This window comes from Streptococcus hyovaginalis DSM 12219 (genome assembly GCF_000420785.1).
GTDB lineage: Bacteria > Bacillota > Bacilli > Lactobacillales > Streptococcaceae > Streptococcus > Streptococcus hyovaginalis.
This window is the reverse complement of sequence record NZ_ATVP01000008.1, coordinates 73521-91943: the sequence shown is the minus strand read 5'-3', so window position 1 is coordinate 91943 and position 18423 is coordinate 73521. Positions and strand designations below refer to the sequence as shown.

General features: G+C 39.1%; 16 protein-coding genes. 2 read left to right on the top strand and 14 right to left on the bottom strand.

All coding sequences use genetic code 11. The features are described from left to right. Positions 1–443: 443 nt before the first annotated feature. The 3 genes from hpf to G574_RS0107160 form a co-directional block, all read right to left on the bottom strand. Positions 444–992, bottom strand: coding sequence for a ribosome hibernation-promoting factor, HPF/YfiA family (gene hpf, locus G574_RS0107170; RefSeq protein WP_029691597.1), 549 nt, complete (start codon positions 990–992; stop codon positions 444–446). An 81-nt stretch (positions 993–1073) separates the two neighbouring features. Next, positions 1074–1736, bottom strand: a complete 663-nt coding sequence (locus G574_RS0107165; protein WP_029691596.1) for a ComF family protein — start codon at positions 1734–1736, stop codon at positions 1074–1076. Continuing rightward, complete coding sequence (locus tag G574_RS0107160) at positions 1736–3034, bottom strand: ATP-dependent helicase ComFA (protein WP_029691595.1); 1299 nt, start codon at positions 3032–3034, stop codon at positions 1736–1738. Before G574_RS0107160 ends, G574_RS0107165 begins: the two co-directional genes overlap by 1 nt. 47 nt (positions 3035–3081) lie before the next feature. Between G574_RS0107160 and G574_RS0107155 the strand changes: the two genes are divergently transcribed. Next, positions 3082–3708: a YigZ family protein gene (locus G574_RS0107155; protein ID WP_029691594.1), complete on the top strand. Its 627-nt coding sequence runs from the start codon at positions 3082–3084 to the stop codon at positions 3706–3708. Positions 3709–3803: 95 nt separating this feature from the next. Then, positions 3804–4724: a cysteine synthase A gene (gene cysK, locus G574_RS0107150; protein WP_029691593.1), complete on the top strand. Its 921-nt coding sequence runs from the start codon at positions 3804–3806 to the stop codon at positions 4722–4724. Between the two features lie 388 nt (positions 4725–5112). On the opposite strand, the gene G574_RS0107145 is transcribed toward cysK, so the two are convergent. The 11 genes from G574_RS0107145 to G574_RS0107095 all read right to left on the bottom strand — a co-directional run bounded on the left by G574_RS0107145 (position 5113) and on the right by G574_RS0107095 (position 18091). Next, positions 5113–5919: a formate/nitrite transporter family protein gene (locus G574_RS0107145; RefSeq protein ID WP_029691592.1), complete on the bottom strand. Its 807-nt coding sequence runs from the start codon at positions 5917–5919 to the stop codon at positions 5113–5115. 452 nt (positions 5920–6371) lie between these two features. Continuing rightward, on the bottom strand, positions 6372–6734 hold the full coding sequence (locus G574_RS0107140) for a S1 RNA-binding domain-containing protein (RefSeq protein ID WP_029691591.1): 363 nt from the start codon (positions 6732–6734) through the stop codon (positions 6372–6374). Beyond that, positions 6734–8131, bottom strand: a complete 1398-nt coding sequence (locus tag G574_RS0107135) for a Cof-type HAD-IIB family hydrolase (protein WP_029691590.1) — start codon at positions 8129–8131, stop codon at positions 6734–6736. The genes G574_RS0107140 and G574_RS0107135 overlap by 1 nt, the downstream gene beginning before the upstream one ends. Before the next feature lie 42 nt (positions 8132–8173). Next, on the bottom strand, positions 8174–8815 hold the full coding sequence (locus tag G574_RS0107130; RefSeq protein WP_029691589.1) for a response regulator transcription factor: 642 nt from the start codon (positions 8813–8815) through the stop codon (positions 8174–8176). After that, on the bottom strand, positions 8808–9806 hold the full coding sequence (locus G574_RS0107125) for an envelope stress sensor histidine kinase LiaS (protein ID WP_029691588.1): 999 nt from the start codon (positions 9804–9806) through the stop codon (positions 8808–8810). Before G574_RS0107125 ends, G574_RS0107130 begins: the two co-directional genes overlap by 8 nt. Continuing rightward, positions 9803–10501, bottom strand: a complete 699-nt coding sequence (gene liaF, locus G574_RS0107120) for a cell wall-active antibiotics response protein LiaF (protein ID WP_029691587.1) — start codon at positions 10499–10501, stop codon at positions 9803–9805. The genes G574_RS0107125 and liaF overlap by 4 nt, the downstream gene beginning before the upstream one ends. Before the next feature lie 159 nt (positions 10502–10660). Next, on the bottom strand, positions 10661–12556 hold the full coding sequence (pknB, locus tag G574_RS0107115; RefSeq protein ID WP_029691586.1) for a Stk1 family PASTA domain-containing Ser/Thr kinase: 1896 nt from the start codon (positions 12554–12556) through the stop codon (positions 10661–10663). Next, positions 12556–13293 (bottom strand): Stp1/IreP family PP2C-type Ser/Thr phosphatase, encoded by a 738-nt coding sequence (locus tag G574_RS0107110; protein ID WP_029691585.1) that lies wholly within the window; start codon positions 13291–13293, stop codon positions 12556–12558. Before G574_RS0107110 ends, pknB begins: the two co-directional genes overlap by 1 nt. A 48-nt stretch (positions 13294–13341) precedes the next feature. Beyond that, complete coding sequence (gene rsmB, locus G574_RS0107105; RefSeq protein ID WP_029691584.1) at positions 13342–14664, bottom strand: 16S rRNA (cytosine(967)-C(5))-methyltransferase RsmB; 1323 nt, start codon at positions 14662–14664, stop codon at positions 13342–13344. Then, positions 14657–15589, bottom strand: coding sequence for a methionyl-tRNA formyltransferase (gene fmt / locus G574_RS0107100; RefSeq protein WP_029691583.1), 933 nt, complete (start codon positions 15587–15589; stop codon positions 14657–14659). Before fmt ends, rsmB begins: the two co-directional genes overlap by 8 nt. Positions 15590–15703: 114 nt before the next feature. Next, entirely contained in the window at positions 15704–18091 is a 2388-nt protein-coding gene (locus G574_RS0107095) for a primosomal protein N' (protein WP_029691582.1), read from the bottom strand. Positions 18092–18423: the final 332 nt, after the last annotated feature.

Below are 18423 nucleotides of genomic sequence, written 5' to 3'. Positions count from 1 at the left end.
GCCAGCGTTCGTCCTGAGCCAGGATCAAACTCTCATTAAAATTTTAAGTTCGAGCTGCGCTCAGTCAGTTATTAGCTGACTTATTGTTTTTTCTTGACAGGTTACTTCCGTAACCCGCACGTTTGGTTTCTTTATCCAGTTTTCAAAGGTCTTTGTCCCCCACTTGCGAGACAACTTCTATATTCTAGCAACTCAACCGGTGATTGTCAATAACTTTTTTGACTTTTTTCAGAAAAAAATTGTGACAGCTCACATGTCGAACTAGCAACTTTTATATCTTACACCATACATTTTTAGTTGTCAACTATTTTTTCGGAAAATTGATAACTAGTTGACGAAAATATAAAAGACACAGAAGTTTTCTGCAAAATAGGCTTCTGTGTCTCATTAAAGGGTAGTTTTTAAACCTTTGTACTTCTTAAAGGTACATAATATGATTTTAGCTACTTAGCTTCGATTAAGCCAAAATCACCATCTTCACGTCGGTATAATACATTAGTTTGACCATCTTCTGAATCTGTGAAAATGAAGAAATCATGTCCCAAAAGATCCATTTGAAGAATAGCTTCCTCGATATCCATAGGTTTCAAACTGACATTCTTAGTTCGGACAACTTTTGTTGCAACATCATCATCTGCAGCCTCTGTTTCAAACTCTGGCGTAAATACATGAGCTGTAGGAACTTTTTCACGATGTTTTTTAGCAATTTTGGTTTTGTTCTTACGAATTTGACGTTCAATTTTGTCTACCACGAGATCAATTGAGCCGTACATATCTTGTGAAACATCTTCTGCGCGAAGAGTCACTGAGCCAAGCGGAATAGTAACTTCAACTTTTGCCGTTTTTTCACGATAAACTTTTAAATTGACCCTGGCATCTAATTCTTGATTTTCATTAAAATACTTTTCAATCTTTGCAACCTTTGATTCGACATAGTCACGGATTGCATCAGTTACTTCGATGTTTTCGCCACGAATACTATATTTAATCATAAGATACCTCTTTTCTCGCGCTTAAAGCGCTTTCTATAATTACATTATATCGTTTTCATGAAAATTTGCAAGCTCAAACAGCTATCTTGCTAAACTAAAACTTATTATCTCTTCTACACCATGCTCTTTTAGTTTCTGATGAGCTAGAAAAATCGTCGTTCCGGTCGTATAGATGTCATCAATTAATAAAATTTTAGAAGGTAGTGTTTGTGTCTCTTTGATTCGGAATGGCTGTGTTGTTGCCAGTCGTTCTTCTCTTGTTTTTGATGATTGTGCTTGACTTTCTATTTTTGTTAACAAAGAAAGATATCTTATCCCTGACTTCTCTAATAGTGATTCTACTTGATTAAACTGCCGCGTCTTTAAACGGTTATTACTCAGAGGAATAGGCACAATTGTGTAATCTTTATATGCTTTTAAACACTGTCTAAGATCAGAAGAAAACAAGCCGGCTAATAAATAATCTCCTTGAAATTTAAATCGTGAAAAGTAATCCTTCATTGCTTGATTGTAGGTATATAGGGCTTTATGTCGGACATCGTAGCCTCTCGTTAGCCAGATTTGACAATCATGGCAGACTTTTTTGTTACCGTCTTTATAGCAATAAGGACAATGATCATTTGAAATTCTTTCGAAAGCAACTTGACACTCTTGGCAAACACCATCCTTCTCCTTTTTGAGAATAAAAATATTAGAAAACAGTGATTTTGATGTCATACGTCTTTGACAGTTAAGGCATTGCATTAAAATCCTCCTAACTGGTTCATTTTTTTGATTTCCCTCCTAGTTTCTTTGATAGCTTTAGTCAATCCTTCATGAAAAAAGAACAGGTCTCCTGTCGGACGCTCCATGGATCTCCCGACGCGGCCTGAAATCTGAATCAGACTGGAACTAGTAAACAACCTATGGTGTGCTAGAAGTACAAAAACATCTACCTTTGGAAAAGTAACTCCTCTTTCCAAGATTGTAGTTGTTATTAAAACACGAGTCGTCCCTTCTCTAAACTGCTGAACTAGTTCAACCCTATCTAAACTGGTACTTGCAACAAATTTAGTGGTTACTTGTGGAAAATAACGATGAAATATATTGGTTAATGTTTTTCCAAAGTCAATTTCAGGGACAAAAATCAGTAAAGGATAATCTGTGGATAGCTGCTTTATTAATTGGCGCTCTAGTTTCTTTGGCAGACGTCCTTTATGTACTTGCTTCTCCAAAGAAGAAAGCCAAAGTGTTTTTGGAATGATCAAAGGATTACCGTGGAATCGGCGTGACAAGGTTAATTTTTGTAATTCTTTGCGTCTAACTCGTTTATCTAATGCCTTGGTTGAGGTCGCAGTCATGAAAATGGTAACACCATTATCCTTTTTGGCAGTTGAAACGGCATGATAAAGTACAGGATCATCGACATAAGGAAAAGCATCCACTTCATCGACCAGAATTAAATCAAAACACTTATAAAATTTTAGCATCTGATGAGTGGTGGCAACGACCAAAGGCGCGCCACTGTACGGTTGTGATTGGCCATGTAGTAAGTCAACATCACAAGAAAAGTCACGCACCAACCTGTTGTACAATTCCAAACAGACATCAATCCTAGGGCTAGCCAAACAGACCTGCCCACCTTGATTGATTGTTGTAGCAACAGCTTGATAAATCATTTCTGTCTTACCTGCACCTGTCACAGCATGAACTAAACTATCTTGTCTATCTTCAACAGCTTTAACGAGCTTATCTGAAATATCTTGCTGATAAGGCGTGAGTTGGCCGCCCCATTTTAAACAATCACTATGAGGAAATGACTTGGGGGGAAAATAATATAAGTGATTCTCTTGGGTTAAACGTCCCAAAAGAATACAAGACCTACAATAATAGTATCCTGTTGGAAGTTTCCAATTTTGACGAATAGAGACTCCACATCGGCGACAATACCAAGTATCTTGTTGTTTGATAAGAGCATCTAGAGGAACTGCCATCTGTAAATCTTCGGGTAATAAATCCTCTTGAGTAAACCAGCACCCAGCTTTTTCTTGACTTTTTTTCATCACCTTATCTATTCGCAGTTATTGCCAACTTATGGTAAACTTTTTTTATGAATTACAAAACGATCAAACAAAATTATTCTAGAGAAGAAAACATTAAAAAATCACGCTTCATCTGCCAATTAAAGCGTGTGATATCTGAGGAAGAAGCAAGGGAATTTATTACCTCCATCAAAAAAGAACATTATAAAGCCAATCACTCCTGTTCTGCCATGATTATTGGAGAAGCCAGTGAAATCAAGCGATCTAGTGATGATGGTGAGCCTAGTGGTACTGCTGGTGTTCCAATGCTAAACGTCTTAGAGAAGCAAGGCGTCACAAATGTCGTCGCTGTTGTTACTCGCTATTTTGGAGGTATTAAATTAGGAACTGGCGGCCTGATTAGAGCTTACTCTGGAAGCGTTGCTGACACTTTGAAAGAGGTTGGGTTGGTAGCTGTCAAAGAGCAGTCAGGTATCGAGATCACCTTGAGTTACCCTCAGTATCAAACTTATGGGCATTTTTTGAGCCAACACCAACTGGAAGAAATCAACACGCAATTTTCTGACCAAATTTCTACTGAGATATATGCCGATCAGGATAGGATAGCCATGATTCAAGACCAACTCATTGACTTCTATCAAGGGAAAATGATTTTTAAAAAAATCGACTCTAAAATTATTGAAGTGCCATTATGATAACGATTCCTTATCACAGTGATAAGGAATTTATATTTTACAAGTTTCTCTGTCCGTCCTATACTGATAGTAAATAGATATAAAGAGGTAGTATTATGGCAAAACTTTATGACAATATTACGAAACTTGTCGGGCAAACACCGATTGTTAAGTTAAATCGTTTGGTTCCTGAGGATGCAGCAGAAGTTTATGTAAAATTAGAATCTTTCAATCCTGGATCATCTGTCAAAGATCGTATTGCTTTACAGATGATTGAAGATGCCGAAAAAGAAGGAAAAATAACTCCTGGTGACACTATTGTTGAACCAACTTCAGGAAATACAGGCATTGGCTTAGCCTGGGTTGGTGCTGCCAAAGGTTATAAAATCGTCATTGTTATGCCCGACACCATGAGTGTTGAACGCCGTAAACTGATTCAAGCTTACGGTGCTGAGCTAGTTTTGACCCCTGGAAGTGAAGGAATGAAAGGTGCCATTGCCAAGGCAAAAGAGATTGCTCAAGAGCGTGATGGCTGGGTTCCATTGCAATTTTCTAACCCTTCAAATCCAAAAGTCCATGAACAAACTACCGGTGAGGAAATTCTCGATATATTCGGCGAAACAGGACTTGATGCTGTCGTATCAGGTGTCGGAACAGGAGGAACAATTACTGGTGTCTCTAAGGTACTAAAAGCAGCCAATCCTAATATTGCTGTCGTCGCTGTAGAAGCCGATGAATCTCCAGTATTATCTGGAGGTAATCCAGGCCCTCATAAAATTCAAGGTATCTCTGCTGGCTTTATTCCCGAAGTCCTTGACACTGCAGCTTATACCGAAATTAGTCGTGTCAAATCAGACGATGCACTCAAAACAGGACGCATTGTCGGTGAGAAAGAAGGCTTCCTTGTAGGAATCTCTTCTGGTGCTGCTATTTACGCTGCGATCGAAAAAGCTAAGGAACTTGGAAGCGGGAAAAAAGTCTTAGCCATCCTGCCAGACAATGGGGAGCGTTATCTTTCAACGGCTCTGTATGACTAAGACATTATTAACATTAACAGTCTGAGGCAAAAAGATTTTTAGTTTATAAACATCATACTAGCTATTCTTCTCATCAATTGTATATAACAACGAACAAAGATACTCTTTCAATATATAAGAGATAATCTTTGTTCGTTTTTTGCTTTAGTGGTCAAAGTCTTGTCTCAGCCCCTTTAATAATGATACCTTGTTTTGCTCCCTGATATCACCTGACATCATTAACAAGGTCATCTCTTCTCATAAAAAAGGAGTCTAAATGCCTAGAATATGAGGTGATGCCCATATTGCATTAACGATGACCCTTCCTAAAACGTATTTCTCACTTTTAAGCAATTAAAAAGATTGTAGAAAGAATCCCAATCGGATACAATCTGCAATCTTTTTCTATTTAATCAACATATAATTCACTTTTCTCATTTAGCCAACTATACAGCGCACCAATAATGATACCACCACCAACAAAATTACCTAAACCAGAAAATAAGAAATTAGAGAGGACACTCATGATTGTCATGCCTTCGACGGGACCACCATTCGCAAAAAAAGCTAATGAGAAAGTGGCAAAGTTAGCAATAACGTGCTCAAAACCTAAAAAAGCAAATATATAAATGATGAAAATCATAGCAATCACCTTGCCCGCATCGTCTTTCATTCGGATTGTTGCAAAAACGGCTGTATTAACGATAATATTTGCAAAAATACCTTCGACGAATTGCGTTAATGGGGTTTTAGCTAGTTTAGCGGTAACAGCTTCAAAAAGGTAGGCATCTGGCTCAAGATGACCTACTTGATAGACATCTGTAAAACTTAGTAAGAATGTAAAAAAGACAGCCCCTATAAAATTAAAGAAGATACATGTAGCTAAAATCTTAACAGCCAATGACGTCTTAATCACACGACGATTAATCGCTGATGTCATGTACATCATGTTAGAGGTACCCAGTTCGGCATTCATGTAAACAATCATGACCAGTGACCACGAGAACATAAAGGCATAGATAAACTTCCCTAAACCGTCTACTAGAAAATTAGCTTTTTCAGCAGTATAACAGGCAACGGCGACTCCTAGAGACAAGAAGAGACAGGCCAAAACCGATCTCATCGCGTAACTAATGAAATTCGACTCAAATAATTGTGCTTTCTTATAAATGCTTTTGTTAATAGTAGTGATAAGGGGACTCTTGTGATCCGTCATGGTTTACTCTCCTAAATACAACTTTTATCTTATCCACATAATACTATATCACATTTCGTTTGATCTACAAACTTTCATTAAAAAATCTTATTTTAATAATCGTGTTTTAGAAGGTCTCTTTAACTCTAACTGTTAGAATCTCACTGACTGCAATCTAGAAAAAAGTGGAGAGATTTGATTCTGCCGAGCTTCTGATGCTTATTCTTCCTTTACAGTAGGCGATACAAGCAGTTCATAGTATTTTCAAACCATTTGCTTATTGTAGTGTCTACAAACTAACCGAAGTAAAAACTGATTTAACGAGTATTTAAAACTAAAAAGAGAATCTATTTGATACACTCCTCTTGTCGGTTCCAGTGACGTTTTGAATGCCACTATTCACTTTGATAAGGAGAGATCAGAGCGATTCTCTTTGAGTATTGATTTAAACAGTAATCCAACTTAACTGTTATTTATGGCGTTTCGTTTTGAAGAAATGCCATACTTTCTTTTATCCATTCAGGCATTTTTTCCTTCAAGGGTTTGAACCCTGTTTTATGGCGGTTACTGGAAAAACGATGACGGTGAGGAATTTGATGATGTTCTTCTTCTAACGTTCGCATGGAGAGACTGGCTTTCTGGGTAAATTCATCTACGTCAAGAACTTGCACAAGGACATCTTGCCCAATGGTGAGAGTTTTGTAAATATTATCAATATAGCCGGGTTTGATTTCTGAAATATGAATTAAGCCTGTCATTTGGTTTTCCAATTGAACAAAAGCACCGTAGGGTTTTATGCCTGTGATAGTCCCCTTTAGCTTATCTCCAATTTTCATTAGTCATTAACCTCAATCGTTTCAATGACAACATCTTCAGTTGGTTTATCTTGCAAACCAGTTTCCACTGCTGCAATTTTATCTAAAGTAGCAAAAGAATCTTGATCTAATAATTGTCCAAAAACGGTATGACGACGATCAAGATGAGGTGTTCCGCCATCAACATAAGCTTCTGCAATTGCTTTTGGCCATCCTCCGCGTTCTAATTCTTTGGCACTATACGGGAAATTTTTATTCTGAACAATGAAAAATTGGCTCCCATTTGTATTAGGTCCAGCATTGGCCATTGAGAGAGCACCGCGAAGGTTGTAGAGTTCTTCTGAAAATTCATCTTCAAAACTATCTCCATATATGGACTCCCCACCCATACCTGTTCCAGTTGGGTCACCACCTTGAATCATAAAATCTTTGATGATACGGTGGAAAATAATACCATTATAGTAGCCATCTTTTGCTAAACCAACAAAGTTAGCAACCGTTTTAGGAGCTTGTTCTGGGAAGAGCTTCACGACCAAATCACCGTGATTGGTTTTTATCCTTGCTACAGGTCCATCTACGTTTTCTAAATCTAATTGTGGAAAGTGTAATTCTTTTTCTACCAAACCTAACTCCTCCAAGGCATGCAAAATGCCATCTTCTTCTACCTTACCGGTAACATAATCTGCTTTTTCTTTCAGTTCAGGGACTGCATTGCCCATTGCAATTTTTAAGCCAACATGGTCAAACATTTCCATGTCATTAGGGCCATCACCAAAGAACAATACATTTTCTGGCTTCAAGTGTTCCTTTTCTAAAACATGGTCTAAACCAGACGCCTTAGATACCCCTAACTGCACAGTGTCAGAAGAGTGAACATGCCAAGGTACCAAGCGCACTTCTTGTGCTAAATCCGAAGGTAACTCAAGATCTGAATTATTTTCAGCAAATGTCCACATATGATAAACATCATTAGTTACATGAAAATCAGGATCAACCTCTAGTTGACCATAAACTGGAATCATCGCCTCATCAATTAATGCTTTACGAGCAGAAACAGCAGCTTTGTCCTTCCCTGCAAACCCATAATCGATGCCAATCTCTTGACACCAAGCAACCAAGGCCTTTGAGACCGATTGGCGCAACGGTGTATTCGCAACCTCGTTTCCCTTGTTATCAATCACATAAGTACCATTTATCGTTACGAAGTAATCTGGTTGTAAATCTAAAATATCAGGAACAACACCGTAGATAGCTCTACCACTGGCAATACCTGTTAAGATTCCTTTTTCTTTCAATGCTTTAAAAACTTTAGCAATAGAAGCTGGCATAAAACCGGTATCTTTAATACGCAATGTGTCATCTATATCGAAAAAAACAGCTTTAATTTTTTTGGCTTTATATTTGGTTTTGATATCCATAGTTTCCCCCCATCAAAAGTCTGTCCTATCATTATAACACAATCACGACTCATCTTGGGGCACCAAATGGTGGCGAAAAGCATAGACGACAGCCTGAGTACGATCATCCACCTGTAGCTTAGCTAAAATATTGGAAACATGGGTTTTTACGGTCTTTAAGGAAATGAATAATTCATCAGCAATCGTTTGATTATCGTAGCCTTTTGCTAGTAAGTTTAGGATATCTTTTTCCCTAGCAGTTAACTCTTCGTGGAGATCTGGATTATTCTCATGATGCTTAATTTTTTGTTCAACTTCCGTTTCAATAGCCAATTCTCCAGTCGCTACCTTGCGGATCGCATTTAAAATTTCAGGAGCATTTGAGGTTTTTAACATATAACCTTTAGCACCTGCATCAATTACAGGGTATATTTTTTCATTGTCAAGATAGGATGTTAGCACAAGGATCTTAGCTTCTGGCCAATCATGCAAAATTTTTAGCGTCGCTTCAACACCGTCCATTTCTGGCATAACCAAATCCATAACAATCACATCCGGTTTTAAATCAAGCGTTTTGGCAACGCCGTCTTTTCCATTGACAGCTTCACCAACAACTTCAATATCTGTTTGTAAATTAAGAAAACTTTTTAAACCCAGACGGACCATCTCATGGTCATCAATTAACAAAACACTTAGTTTATTCATTATACTCTCCCACTAATGGCAACACAATCGTCATGGTTACTCCTTGATTTGGAGCACTGATCATTTGGAAACTACCTGCCATATCCGTTACCCTATCTTCCATATTTTTCAAACCATAGCTAATTTTTTTAGCCTCTTCAACATCAAAGCCCACCCCATTGTCAATCATTTTTAATTGAACAGAGCGTTCTGTCTGATGAAGATAAATGTCTAAATGATCAGCTTTAGCATGTTTCAAGGTATTACTAATAAATTCCTGAACAATACGAAATAAATGATCTTCTATCGGTTTTGGTAGTGTCTTTAAATTCGTTTTAAAGGTAACTGTGATCGTACTTTTATCCTGAATTTCTTGAACAATCATTTCCAGACCCTGCTTCAAAGACCTACCTTCTAACTCTGTCGGCCTCAAATGCAGTAACATAACACGTAAGTCATTTTGAGCATTGGTCAAAATAGCCTCTGTATTTTTCAACTGCTCCTGCAAACTGTCGCGATCAATGGTGGGTAGGCTATAGGAAATTCCGGATAAAATCATGACTGCTGCAAATAATTCTTGACTAACCGTATCATGCAGATCTCTAGCAATACGCTTTCGTTCTTCCTGAATAATGTCTTCCTTTTTAGCCAAATCAACATTTTCTGTACGCTGAAGCTGCTGCGTCAAAGACTGTGTCTTCTCTGACAGTTGCATCATCATCTGACTCAGCTCATCTTCACCTGCTTCAATGGGCTGATTATGCACGATTCGTCTTAAATTTTTGAAGATGCGACGATGAGAATTGTAATTTAATAACATGGATACAAACAACAACATGATTGTTAAAGAGATGGTTAATAAAACGATGGAAAAAATAAATTGATTTAACTGTTCCACGTTGTTAACGAGCTCTTTTATAGACAGATGGAAGCTATCGAGAATCAGTGTTACAATGGAAAACACAATAACCAAAGCATATACAAATAATAAGGTAATGTGTGACTTTTTCATTGGGACACCACCTCTGTATCACCAGCCAGATTATTGATTACAATCTTGACACTACGACTGCTACTATCATAATCATCGCTACGCAACTTAATGGTTTCATTTCGGAGATCGTATGAAGGATCGTCAAAAAAAGTCACTGCTCCATAGATCGAACTTACCGTCAAACTCACTGAAACATCAATAGGAACAACAATTTTTGTAGGTCCATAAATTTTCCTAATAAGGACAACATTATCCTGGTTTCTTAAAATAACTTTAGATAAATCAATCGTATCATTCCCACTTATTCTGATTAAATCAATATCATCAAAGTAATAAGCATCAGATTGGGGGTAAGACTCATTTCCAAACCATTGATTACGGTATTTGGTCACAGACAAAGGGCGTGTCTCAAATGACAGTTCTGCTAAACGGTTATTTTTTTGCACCTGGGAAAAATGATTGATCACGATATAAATAAGACCTACCACCATGGCTAAAATGATGAAGGGATTCAGCATCATGATTAAGAAAAAAACTAGCAGACAAGATGTCAATAAAAAATTGACCTTATCCGTAGAATTGTAATATTTCAAGGCCATCAAGGTCAAAATTAAGATAAAGACAAATCTGGGGACATCTTCCGATAAGATTGTCATCATCGCTAATGCTAGTAAAATAGCTTCGACAATTAAAAATAATTGAAATTTTCGCATAGAACCTCACCATCTCATTAACATAAGTCTATCACACTTTGCTGCGAATCACATCATACCAAAGACGGACAAGTAAAAAGCACCTGGTAATAAAAACCAGGCACTTCCAATATCTTAGTGATAGTCGTTGGTTAAACCACCCTACAAATCAATCGTCACCTAACTTCCTGAAGTAGCTTCGGTTGATGTCCCCGTGCTATCTGGTATTTCTGAACCTGAGTTCTCTGAATCAGAAGTGCTACTTGATGAACTTGATGCTGTTGAACCAGTACTGTCACTGCTAGAAGCTGATTCAGAAGAGGTTGTCGAACTACTGTCAGAGGTGGCACTTAAATACAGCGTTATCGTGTCATTTGCAGCCAACTCCATGACCGTACCAGCGTATGGGTATTGTGCATAGACAATAGCTGACGAAGACGCTTGATCTGAATCTGCTTGAATTTGCGACGATTTAAAACCAAGCTCCAATAGGGCATTTTTAGCATCCGCATAACTATAGCCTACTAAGGCTGGCATGGTTACACTAGAAGCCGTGGCCACTTCAAATATGATTTCACCATCTCCAGAAGGATTAAAAGTATCACCTGCTTCTGGTGTTTGGCTAATAATCTGTCCTGGTTCGGTACTATTACTTGCCACTTCTTTTTTCACAATTTGCTTTTCTTGAAGATTGTAATTCTCTATCAGGTCCTTAACAGCATCCTCATAAGCCATTCCAGTATAATCTGTCATGACAAAAGTGTCTGTACCACTTGAAACTGTTAAGTCAACTTCGCTACTTTCTTTTGCTGTTGTTCCAGCTTTTGGATTGGTAGCAATAACATCACCCTCATCCACTTCCGAACTTTCCTGTCTGGTGACCGAACCAACAACCAGACCAGAATCCTCAAGGGTGCTTTGAGCTTCTCGAATACTTTGACCAGAAACATCTGGAACCACTACAGAGTCATTACTACTCGACATCATAAAGTAAGCTAATCCCGCAGCGACAATAACGATAAGCAAGAGTAATAATCTAAATAGTCGCTGCCACCACGGACGCTTCGCTTTTTTAGGAGGTTGTGGATTTGCCGCAACTAGCTTCTCTACCTTATCATTTTGAGGTAGGGACGTTGAATCTGCAACAACACTCGGTTTAGGAGGCTCTTTTACTGGTGCAGGCTCTATCTTCGGAAGTGTTTTGGTATCTGTAGTATCTTGAAAGACCAATTTTGCTTCACGAGCTCTTCTAGGATGCAATGTCGTAATCAAATCCTGATACATTTCTGTCGTTGAGGTGTAACGATCACTTAATTTCTTGGCAGTTGCCTTGATCACAACATTTTCTAAAGATTGTGGCACATTACGATTTTCAAAGATAATCGAGGGAAGTGGTTTTTGAAAATGTTGCAGGGCAATCGTCACCGCACTATCTCCATCAAACGGGATATGACACGTTAACATTTCAAACAACATGATTCCCATAGCATAAATATCACTCTGAACAGTTGCTTTTGAGCCACGCGCTTGCTCCGGAGATAGGTAATGCACACTTCCCAGCATCGAATTGGTCTGAGTGAGACTGGTCTCTGCAAAGGCCACTGCTATCCCAAAATCTGTCACTTTCGCGACACCATCTTTTGTCAGAAGCACATTCTGAGGTTTCAAATCGCGATGCACAATTCCCTTTTGGTGGGCCAATTGCATCGCTGAAAGCACTTCACTCATGATACGAATCGTCTCTTGATTCGATAGGGGAGCATTGTCTTGGATATATTTCTTTAAGTCTGGGCCATTAACATACTCCATAGCCAGAAACTGCTGCCCATCTTCCTCGCCAATATCGCGAATGGCAACAATATTGGGATGACTTAATTCTGCCATTGCTCGCGCTTCTCTTTGGAAACGTGCAACTGCAATCTGATCAGTCTGATAATTGGTGCGAAGGACTTTTATAGCCACTTCTTCATTGTCCAAAATCAAATCATGAGCCAGATAGACATCTGCCATCCCACCACGACCGATGGATTTTAATATGCGATAGCGCCCAGCAAATAGTTTGCCGATTTGGATCATTAATTATCCTCCTCGCTATAGGCTACCAAAATAACCGTAATATTGTCTTGACCACCCGCGTCGTTTGCAGCAGCAACAAGTTCTTGTGTTTTAGCTGCAACTGTTTTGTCAGATAACACAATGTCACAAATCGTTTGGGAGCTGATCATGTTCGAAAGGCCATCGCTGTTAACTAAGAGGTAATCACCATCTTGCAAATGTTGAATGCCTAAATCAATTTCAACGGGACTTGCTTGACCAATCGATTGCGTAATAATGTTTTTTTGTGGGTGGACGGCCGCCTCTTCTTCTGTGAGCTGGCCAGCCTTAACCAATTCATTGACTAACGAATGGTCACTCGTCAATTGTTTGTACTGTCCATCACGAATTAAACCAATTCGAGAATCACCAACATGAGCAAATAAAACAGCATTGCCAACAAAGGCTAATACTTCGATCGTTGTTCCCATACCATGGTACTCTTCTGATGTTCCCAATTCATGAATTTTCTGATTTTCAGCCTCAATGGCTACTAGCATCCAATCACGCATTTGATTGATATCTGTAAAATCAGTCGCCTTCCATTGATTTCCTAAATCAGTGACTGTCATCTCACTAGCAATATTTCCAGCACGATGTCCTCCCATGCCATCAGCTAAAATGACAAGAACATGGCCATTCTGATTAACGTATTGATCAGCAAAATCTTGATTATTGGAACGTCTTTTGCCAATATCTGTTAAAAGTGAAATTTCCATCATTTATTTGTGTACTGACATTGGTCAGTTTTCCTCCTAAATAAGTCACTAATGTTTTTTACGCAACTGGGCGATAAAAAAACCATCTGTATGATACTGCTCAGGGGTTATCAAAAGACAGCCATCTGTTACAATATCTTTCTTTTCGTGAACTAAAGCTACTTGCTCAAATTCAGGATGTGCTTTCAAAAATTTAGCAATCACCTCTTGATTTTCTTCTTTGAAAATTGTGCAAGTACTGTAGGTCATTATACCACCTTTGCGTAGCGTTTGACAAACACTAGATAAGATCTCTAATTGTATCTGTTGTAGTTGTTCAAAATCTTGAAAGACTTTGTTGTATTTAATATCAGGTTTGCGACGAATCAAACCAATGCCTGAGCAAGGAGCATCAACCAAAATTTTATCAAAATATTCTTGAGGATAATTTCGTGCAACTTCCCTGGCATCCAGAGTCCTCACTTCTATACGGTCGGCAACACCTAGTCTCTCGGCATTTTGCTGGATCAAAGCTAATTTATGCTCATGTAAATCCAAAGCTGTTATTTTTCCACTTGTTAAGTAAGAAGCCATATGCACCGTCTTACCTCCAGGTGCCGCACAAGCATCTAGGATGCGCTCATTTCCTTGAATAGCCAAAGTTGGCGCAACCAGCTGACTTGTCTCGTCTTGGATAGTGATGGCACCATCTTTAAAAAGGGAACTCGACGCAAAATGACCTGAAGCTTTGGTTAAACCGACTGGTGAAAGTTGAGAATAGTCTGCTTGATAAGCTTTTTGGATACTTTCCAACTGGTTAGGGTCTGTCACACGAATGCTAGCTTTATTACGGACAAACAAGCTCTCAAAAATAGCTATTGAACGTTCCTCACCAAACTGCTCTATTGTTTTTTTAACTAACCAAACAGGAACTGAGTATTTTATCGAATAACGTTTATTTACTCGTTTAATAGTTTCTGGATCTGGAAGTTGGTCAGAGGCCATTTTTCTTAGAACAGCATTGACCAGCTTCTCACTTCCATGCTTATTCCCACGATTTTTAGCAATAGTAACTGCTTCATTAACGACAGCATGTGCTGGCAATCTATCTAAAAAGAGCAATTGGTAACTACTGAGCATCAAGAGATGATAAACCCATGGCTCAAGGCGATTTCGATCATCGATAAAATGCGCTAAGTACCACTCTAGTGTAATTTTACGCGAAACAGTACCGTAGACAATCTCTGTAATTAACTGTCGATCTTTTTCAAGATAATGATGACTCTTAAATAACTGATTCAAGGCAATATTGGAATAAGCTTGCTCTTGAAAAATATGGTCTAAGGCTATTAAAGAGCCACCACGAGCTGTTTGTTTCCAGTCATTAGCCAAAATAGTCCCCCACTTCTATATCGCGACCTAACCCATTTAAAAAGTCTGTAATAGACATTTGCGGTTTTCCAAATGGTTGGACCCGTTTTAATGATACAGCCCCGTCACCCGTAGCGACAATCAACTCTTTCTTAGTTTTGACAATCACTTGACCAGGTTCACCCTCACCTTCAACTGGAGCAATTTCAGAGACCTTAAAACGTTTGTTATTCCATATTGTATGTGCAATCGGCCAAGGATTCAATCCGCGAACTAAATTGAAAATTGCTCGATTGGATTTTGTCCAATCAATACACTCTTCCTCTGGTGCAATATTGGGTGAAAAGGTTACTTGACTCTCATCTTGGGGTTCTGGTGTTAGACGGCCAGCTAGGTAGTCCGGTAAGGTTTTTAAGAGCAAGTCACGTCCTAATACTGCCAATTTGTCAAACATAGTGCCTAAATTATCCGCATCTGTAATCGGAATAGCAGCTTTTGCGATCATATCGCCTGCATCCATTTGGCGTACCATTTCCATAATGGTAATCCCTGCTTCCTTGTCGCCATTTATAATGGCATACTGAATCGGTGCGCCACCTCTATACTTGGGTAGAAGTGAGCCATGAACATTAACAGCAAAATCAACAGAATCCAACAGCTTTCCCGGTAAAAATTGGCCAAAAGCAGCCGTAATAATACCATCTGCACCTAAAGCCACAAGCTCTGCCATTTCTGGGCTTCCGGATAACTTTTCTGGTTGATAAACGGGAAGATTGTTTGCCACTGCCACTTCTTTGACAGGTGTCACTTTGATCTCTTTTTTGCGACCAACTGCACGATCGGGCTGAGTCACCACCGCAAGGATCTCATATCCTCCGTCTGCAATAATCCCTTTTAAAACGGTAGCTGCTAGATCTGGTGTTCCCATAAAAATAATTTTAGTCATCTGTTTTCCTCTTTGTTAAAAAATAATAGCTAAACTTGTTACAAGTACCAATTCACCAAACTGCTCATAAAAATATTTTTATTTTTTCTGATCACGCCAAAAGAACGTCAAGCATTACATCATATTCTGTGGTTCATTATCAATTGTAACACGAAGTTTGCGATTTTCTGCGTTTTGTGTCCATTCCAAGAGAGCGTTCAAAGCTGTTTCCAGATGATCTTCAAAACGATATTTGATAATGATTTGGTAATGAAATTGATTTCGTGTTCTGGCTATCGGTTTAGGCGTCGGTCCTAGAAAGCGTGCTTGACTGGATAAGTGCCCCCTTAAGCCTTTCAAAACGTCATAAGCTTTCCGAATAACGACTTGTTCGTCTTCGTGGGACAAGGTAATGCCAACTGTAAAATAATAGGGTGGATAAGCCATCTTTTGTCTCAGTTGCATTTCATAATGATAAAACCCTTCGAAATCCTGTTTTTGCGCAAAAGTGATAGCATAATGGTTAGGATTGTAAGTCTGAATGATAACCTCACCCGTTTTCTCTGCACGACCCGCCCGACCTGAGACTTGTGTTAATAATTGAAAAGTCCTTTCACTGGCACGAAAATCTGGGAGATTAAGCGATGTATCAGCATTTAAAACCCCTACCAAGGTCACATTAGGAAAATCCAGTCCCTTGGCTATCATTTGGGTTCCCAATAAGATATCCGCTTCATGATTTCCAAAAGCTTTCAAGAGCGACTCATGAGCACCTTTACGCCTTGTGGTATCGACATCCATACGTAAAATACGCGCCTCTGGCAACAACTCCTGCAACTCATCATAGGCTTTCTGTGTCCCCGATCCATAATAGCGGATACTTTCACTTCCACAAGATGGGCACTGATGTGGAATTTTCTTTTGAAAATCACAGTAATGGCAATTCATGGTTTTAGTATCCATGTGTAGGGTTAAGGAAATGTCACAGTTTGGGCATTCGTCAACATAACCACACTCGCGACACATCACAAAGCTAGCATACCCTCGGCGATTAAGAAGCAGAACAACCTGCTCTTTTCGCGCTAATTTTTCTTGAATTTTCTCCAGCAAGACGGGGGTAAAGTTACTAGATTCCTGCTGACCAAGATAATCCCTAAAATCAACCACTTGAACTGATGGCATCTGCGCATGGGGATTGGCCCGTTCTTTGAGCTGCAAAAAACGGTAACGTCCCTTACTAGCACGCGCCCTGGTCTCGATAGAGGGTGTTGCAGACCCTAAGACCAATGCAGCACTGTGAGTTTCTGCCCTTAGAATGGCAACATCTCTAGCATGATATCTCGGATTCGATTCTTGCTTATAGCTAGCTTCATGTTCTTCATCAATAATAATAGCACCAATATTTTCTAATGGTACAAATATGGCTGATCTAGCCCCAACAACAACTTTAGCTTGCCCAGATTTTATTTTTCGCCACTCGTCAAATTTTTCGCCATCGGATAATCCCGAATGCATAATAGCCACTTGCTCCCCAAATCGTGAGATGAAACGTGTTGTCATCTGGGGAGTCAATGAGATCTCTGGGACTAAGACAATGGCTGTCTTTCCCATCCGTAATGCCTGATCAATCACGTGAAGATAAACTTCTGTCTTTCCAGAACCTGTTATCCCCTCTAAAAGAAAAGGGGGAGACTGGTGACCAATAGCGGCACATATCTCAGACACTGCATGAGACTGTTCCCTATTTAATTTGAGAAATGAGCTTGAGGTAATATCCTCAAAATAAGACGATGAGCGTTGCATTTCAACTTGTTGAAGCTGAAAAACACCCTTATCTATCAAAAATGCTACCACCTCTCTGGAATAACGCTTCCGAAGTTCGCTAGCTTTTATCGAAAAAGGACGCGCCTGAGTCAGCAACCATTCTTTAGCCTCTAAACGCTTTTTAGCGCGTTTTGAAATGTCCAAAGTCTCTAACACTTCTGGTTTCAAAGTGAGATAATCAATTAACTTGATATGCTTTTTATCTTGAGCGAGATAATCCACTTCGACTTTTTCTTCCTTGATTAGGTAAGGTAGTTGTTTTTGTACGGCTTCTGACAGGTCGGAAAAGCGTTTCTCACTTGCTCCTCCAAAGATTGTTTCTGACTCTTCAGATGATAACTTTTTCCCCGGTCTTAAAATCTTATCGTAATGCGAATTTAAGAGATTAGGTATCATGCTTTTTAGCAAAGTAATCTTATACGAAAAGATCTTGTGACGCATTTTATCAGCTAAGGCTAACTGCTCTTGATTCAAAACAGGCTCCAAGTCCAGCACTTCTCTGATATCTTTTAACACATCTGTCTCTGCTTCGTCAGAAATCCCCACGACAAAGCCCTGTAACAAGCGATTAGCCTTCCCAAAAGGAACATGAACTCTCGAACCAACTTGAATCAAGCCGGACAGGCGCTCTGGGATATGATAAGAAAAGGGTTTGTCTGTTTGCATCAAAGGAATATCAATAATTATTTGAGCTTGCATATATCTCCTTCCAGGAAATTTCCCAAAAATTAGTCAGAAAAAATAAAGACCATTCAAAAATCTTAGGCAAGAAATCAACATTACGCTCGTGCCACGATTGCATCTCCAAATCGCTATTGAAATACCAAGGCCATGATACATGGTCAAAAATATCACTAACGAGGTTTGTCATAGTGGGAGTGGGCAGCTTTAGCGGTGAAACACAAATCGTTAAACCTTACTTCGCCACTTCACTTTCCAGCTCCAACTATGCCTAGGCAAAACAAGCTAACTACTAGGTCACACGCATTCTCACTAACCTAATGTCATAAGAATAGATGCGGTGCTTAAAT

Excerpts from the sequence above, each read along its gene's own strand:
- hpf (WP_029691597.1), bottom strand. The coding sequence starts at position 992 with ATGATTAAATATAGTATTCGTGGCGAAAACATCGAAGTAACTGATGCA.
- G574_RS0107165 (WP_029691596.1), bottom strand. The coding sequence starts at position 1,736 with ATGCAATGCCTTAACTGTCAAAGACGTATGACATCAAAATCACTGTTT.
- G574_RS0107160 (WP_029691595.1), bottom strand. The coding sequence starts at position 3,034 with ATGAAAAAAAGTCAAGAAAAAGCTGGGTGCTGGTTTACTCAAGAGGAT.
- G574_RS0107155 (WP_029691594.1), top strand. The coding sequence starts at position 3,082 with ATGAATTACAAAACGATCAAACAAAATTATTCTAGAGAAGAAAACATT.
- cysK (WP_029691593.1), top strand. The coding sequence starts at position 3,804 with ATGGCAAAACTTTATGACAATATTACGAAACTTGTCGGGCAAACACCG.
- G574_RS0107145 (WP_029691592.1), bottom strand. The coding sequence starts at position 5,919 with ATGACGGATCACAAGAGTCCCCTTATCACTACTATTAACAAAAGCATT.
- G574_RS0107140 (WP_029691591.1), bottom strand. The coding sequence starts at position 6,734 with ATGAAAATTGGAGATAAGCTAAAGGGGACTATCACAGGCATAAAACCC.
- G574_RS0107135 (WP_029691590.1), bottom strand. The coding sequence starts at position 8,131 with ATGGATATCAAAACCAAATATAAAGCCAAAAAAATTAAAGCTGTTTTT.
- G574_RS0107130 (WP_029691589.1), bottom strand. The coding sequence starts at position 8,815 with ATGAATAAACTAAGTGTTTTGTTAATTGATGACCATGAGATGGTCCGT.
- G574_RS0107125 (WP_029691588.1), bottom strand. The coding sequence starts at position 9,806 with ATGAAAAAGTCACACATTACCTTATTATTTGTATATGCTTTGGTTATT.
- liaF (WP_029691587.1), bottom strand. The coding sequence starts at position 10,501 with ATGCGAAAATTTCAATTATTTTTAATTGTCGAAGCTATTTTACTAGCA.
- pknB (WP_029691586.1), bottom strand. The coding sequence starts at position 12,556 with ATGATCCAAATCGGCAAACTATTTGCTGGGCGCTATCGCATATTAAAA.
- G574_RS0107110 (WP_029691585.1), bottom strand. The coding sequence starts at position 13,293 with ATGGAAATTTCACTTTTAACAGATATTGGCAAAAGACGTTCCAATAAT.
- fmt (WP_029691583.1), bottom strand. The coding sequence starts at position 15,589 with ATGACTAAAATTATTTTTATGGGAACACCAGATCTAGCAGCTACCGTT.
- G574_RS0107095 (WP_029691582.1), bottom strand. The coding sequence starts at position 18,091 with ATGCAAGCTCAAATAATTATTGATATTCCTTTGATGCAAACAGACAAA.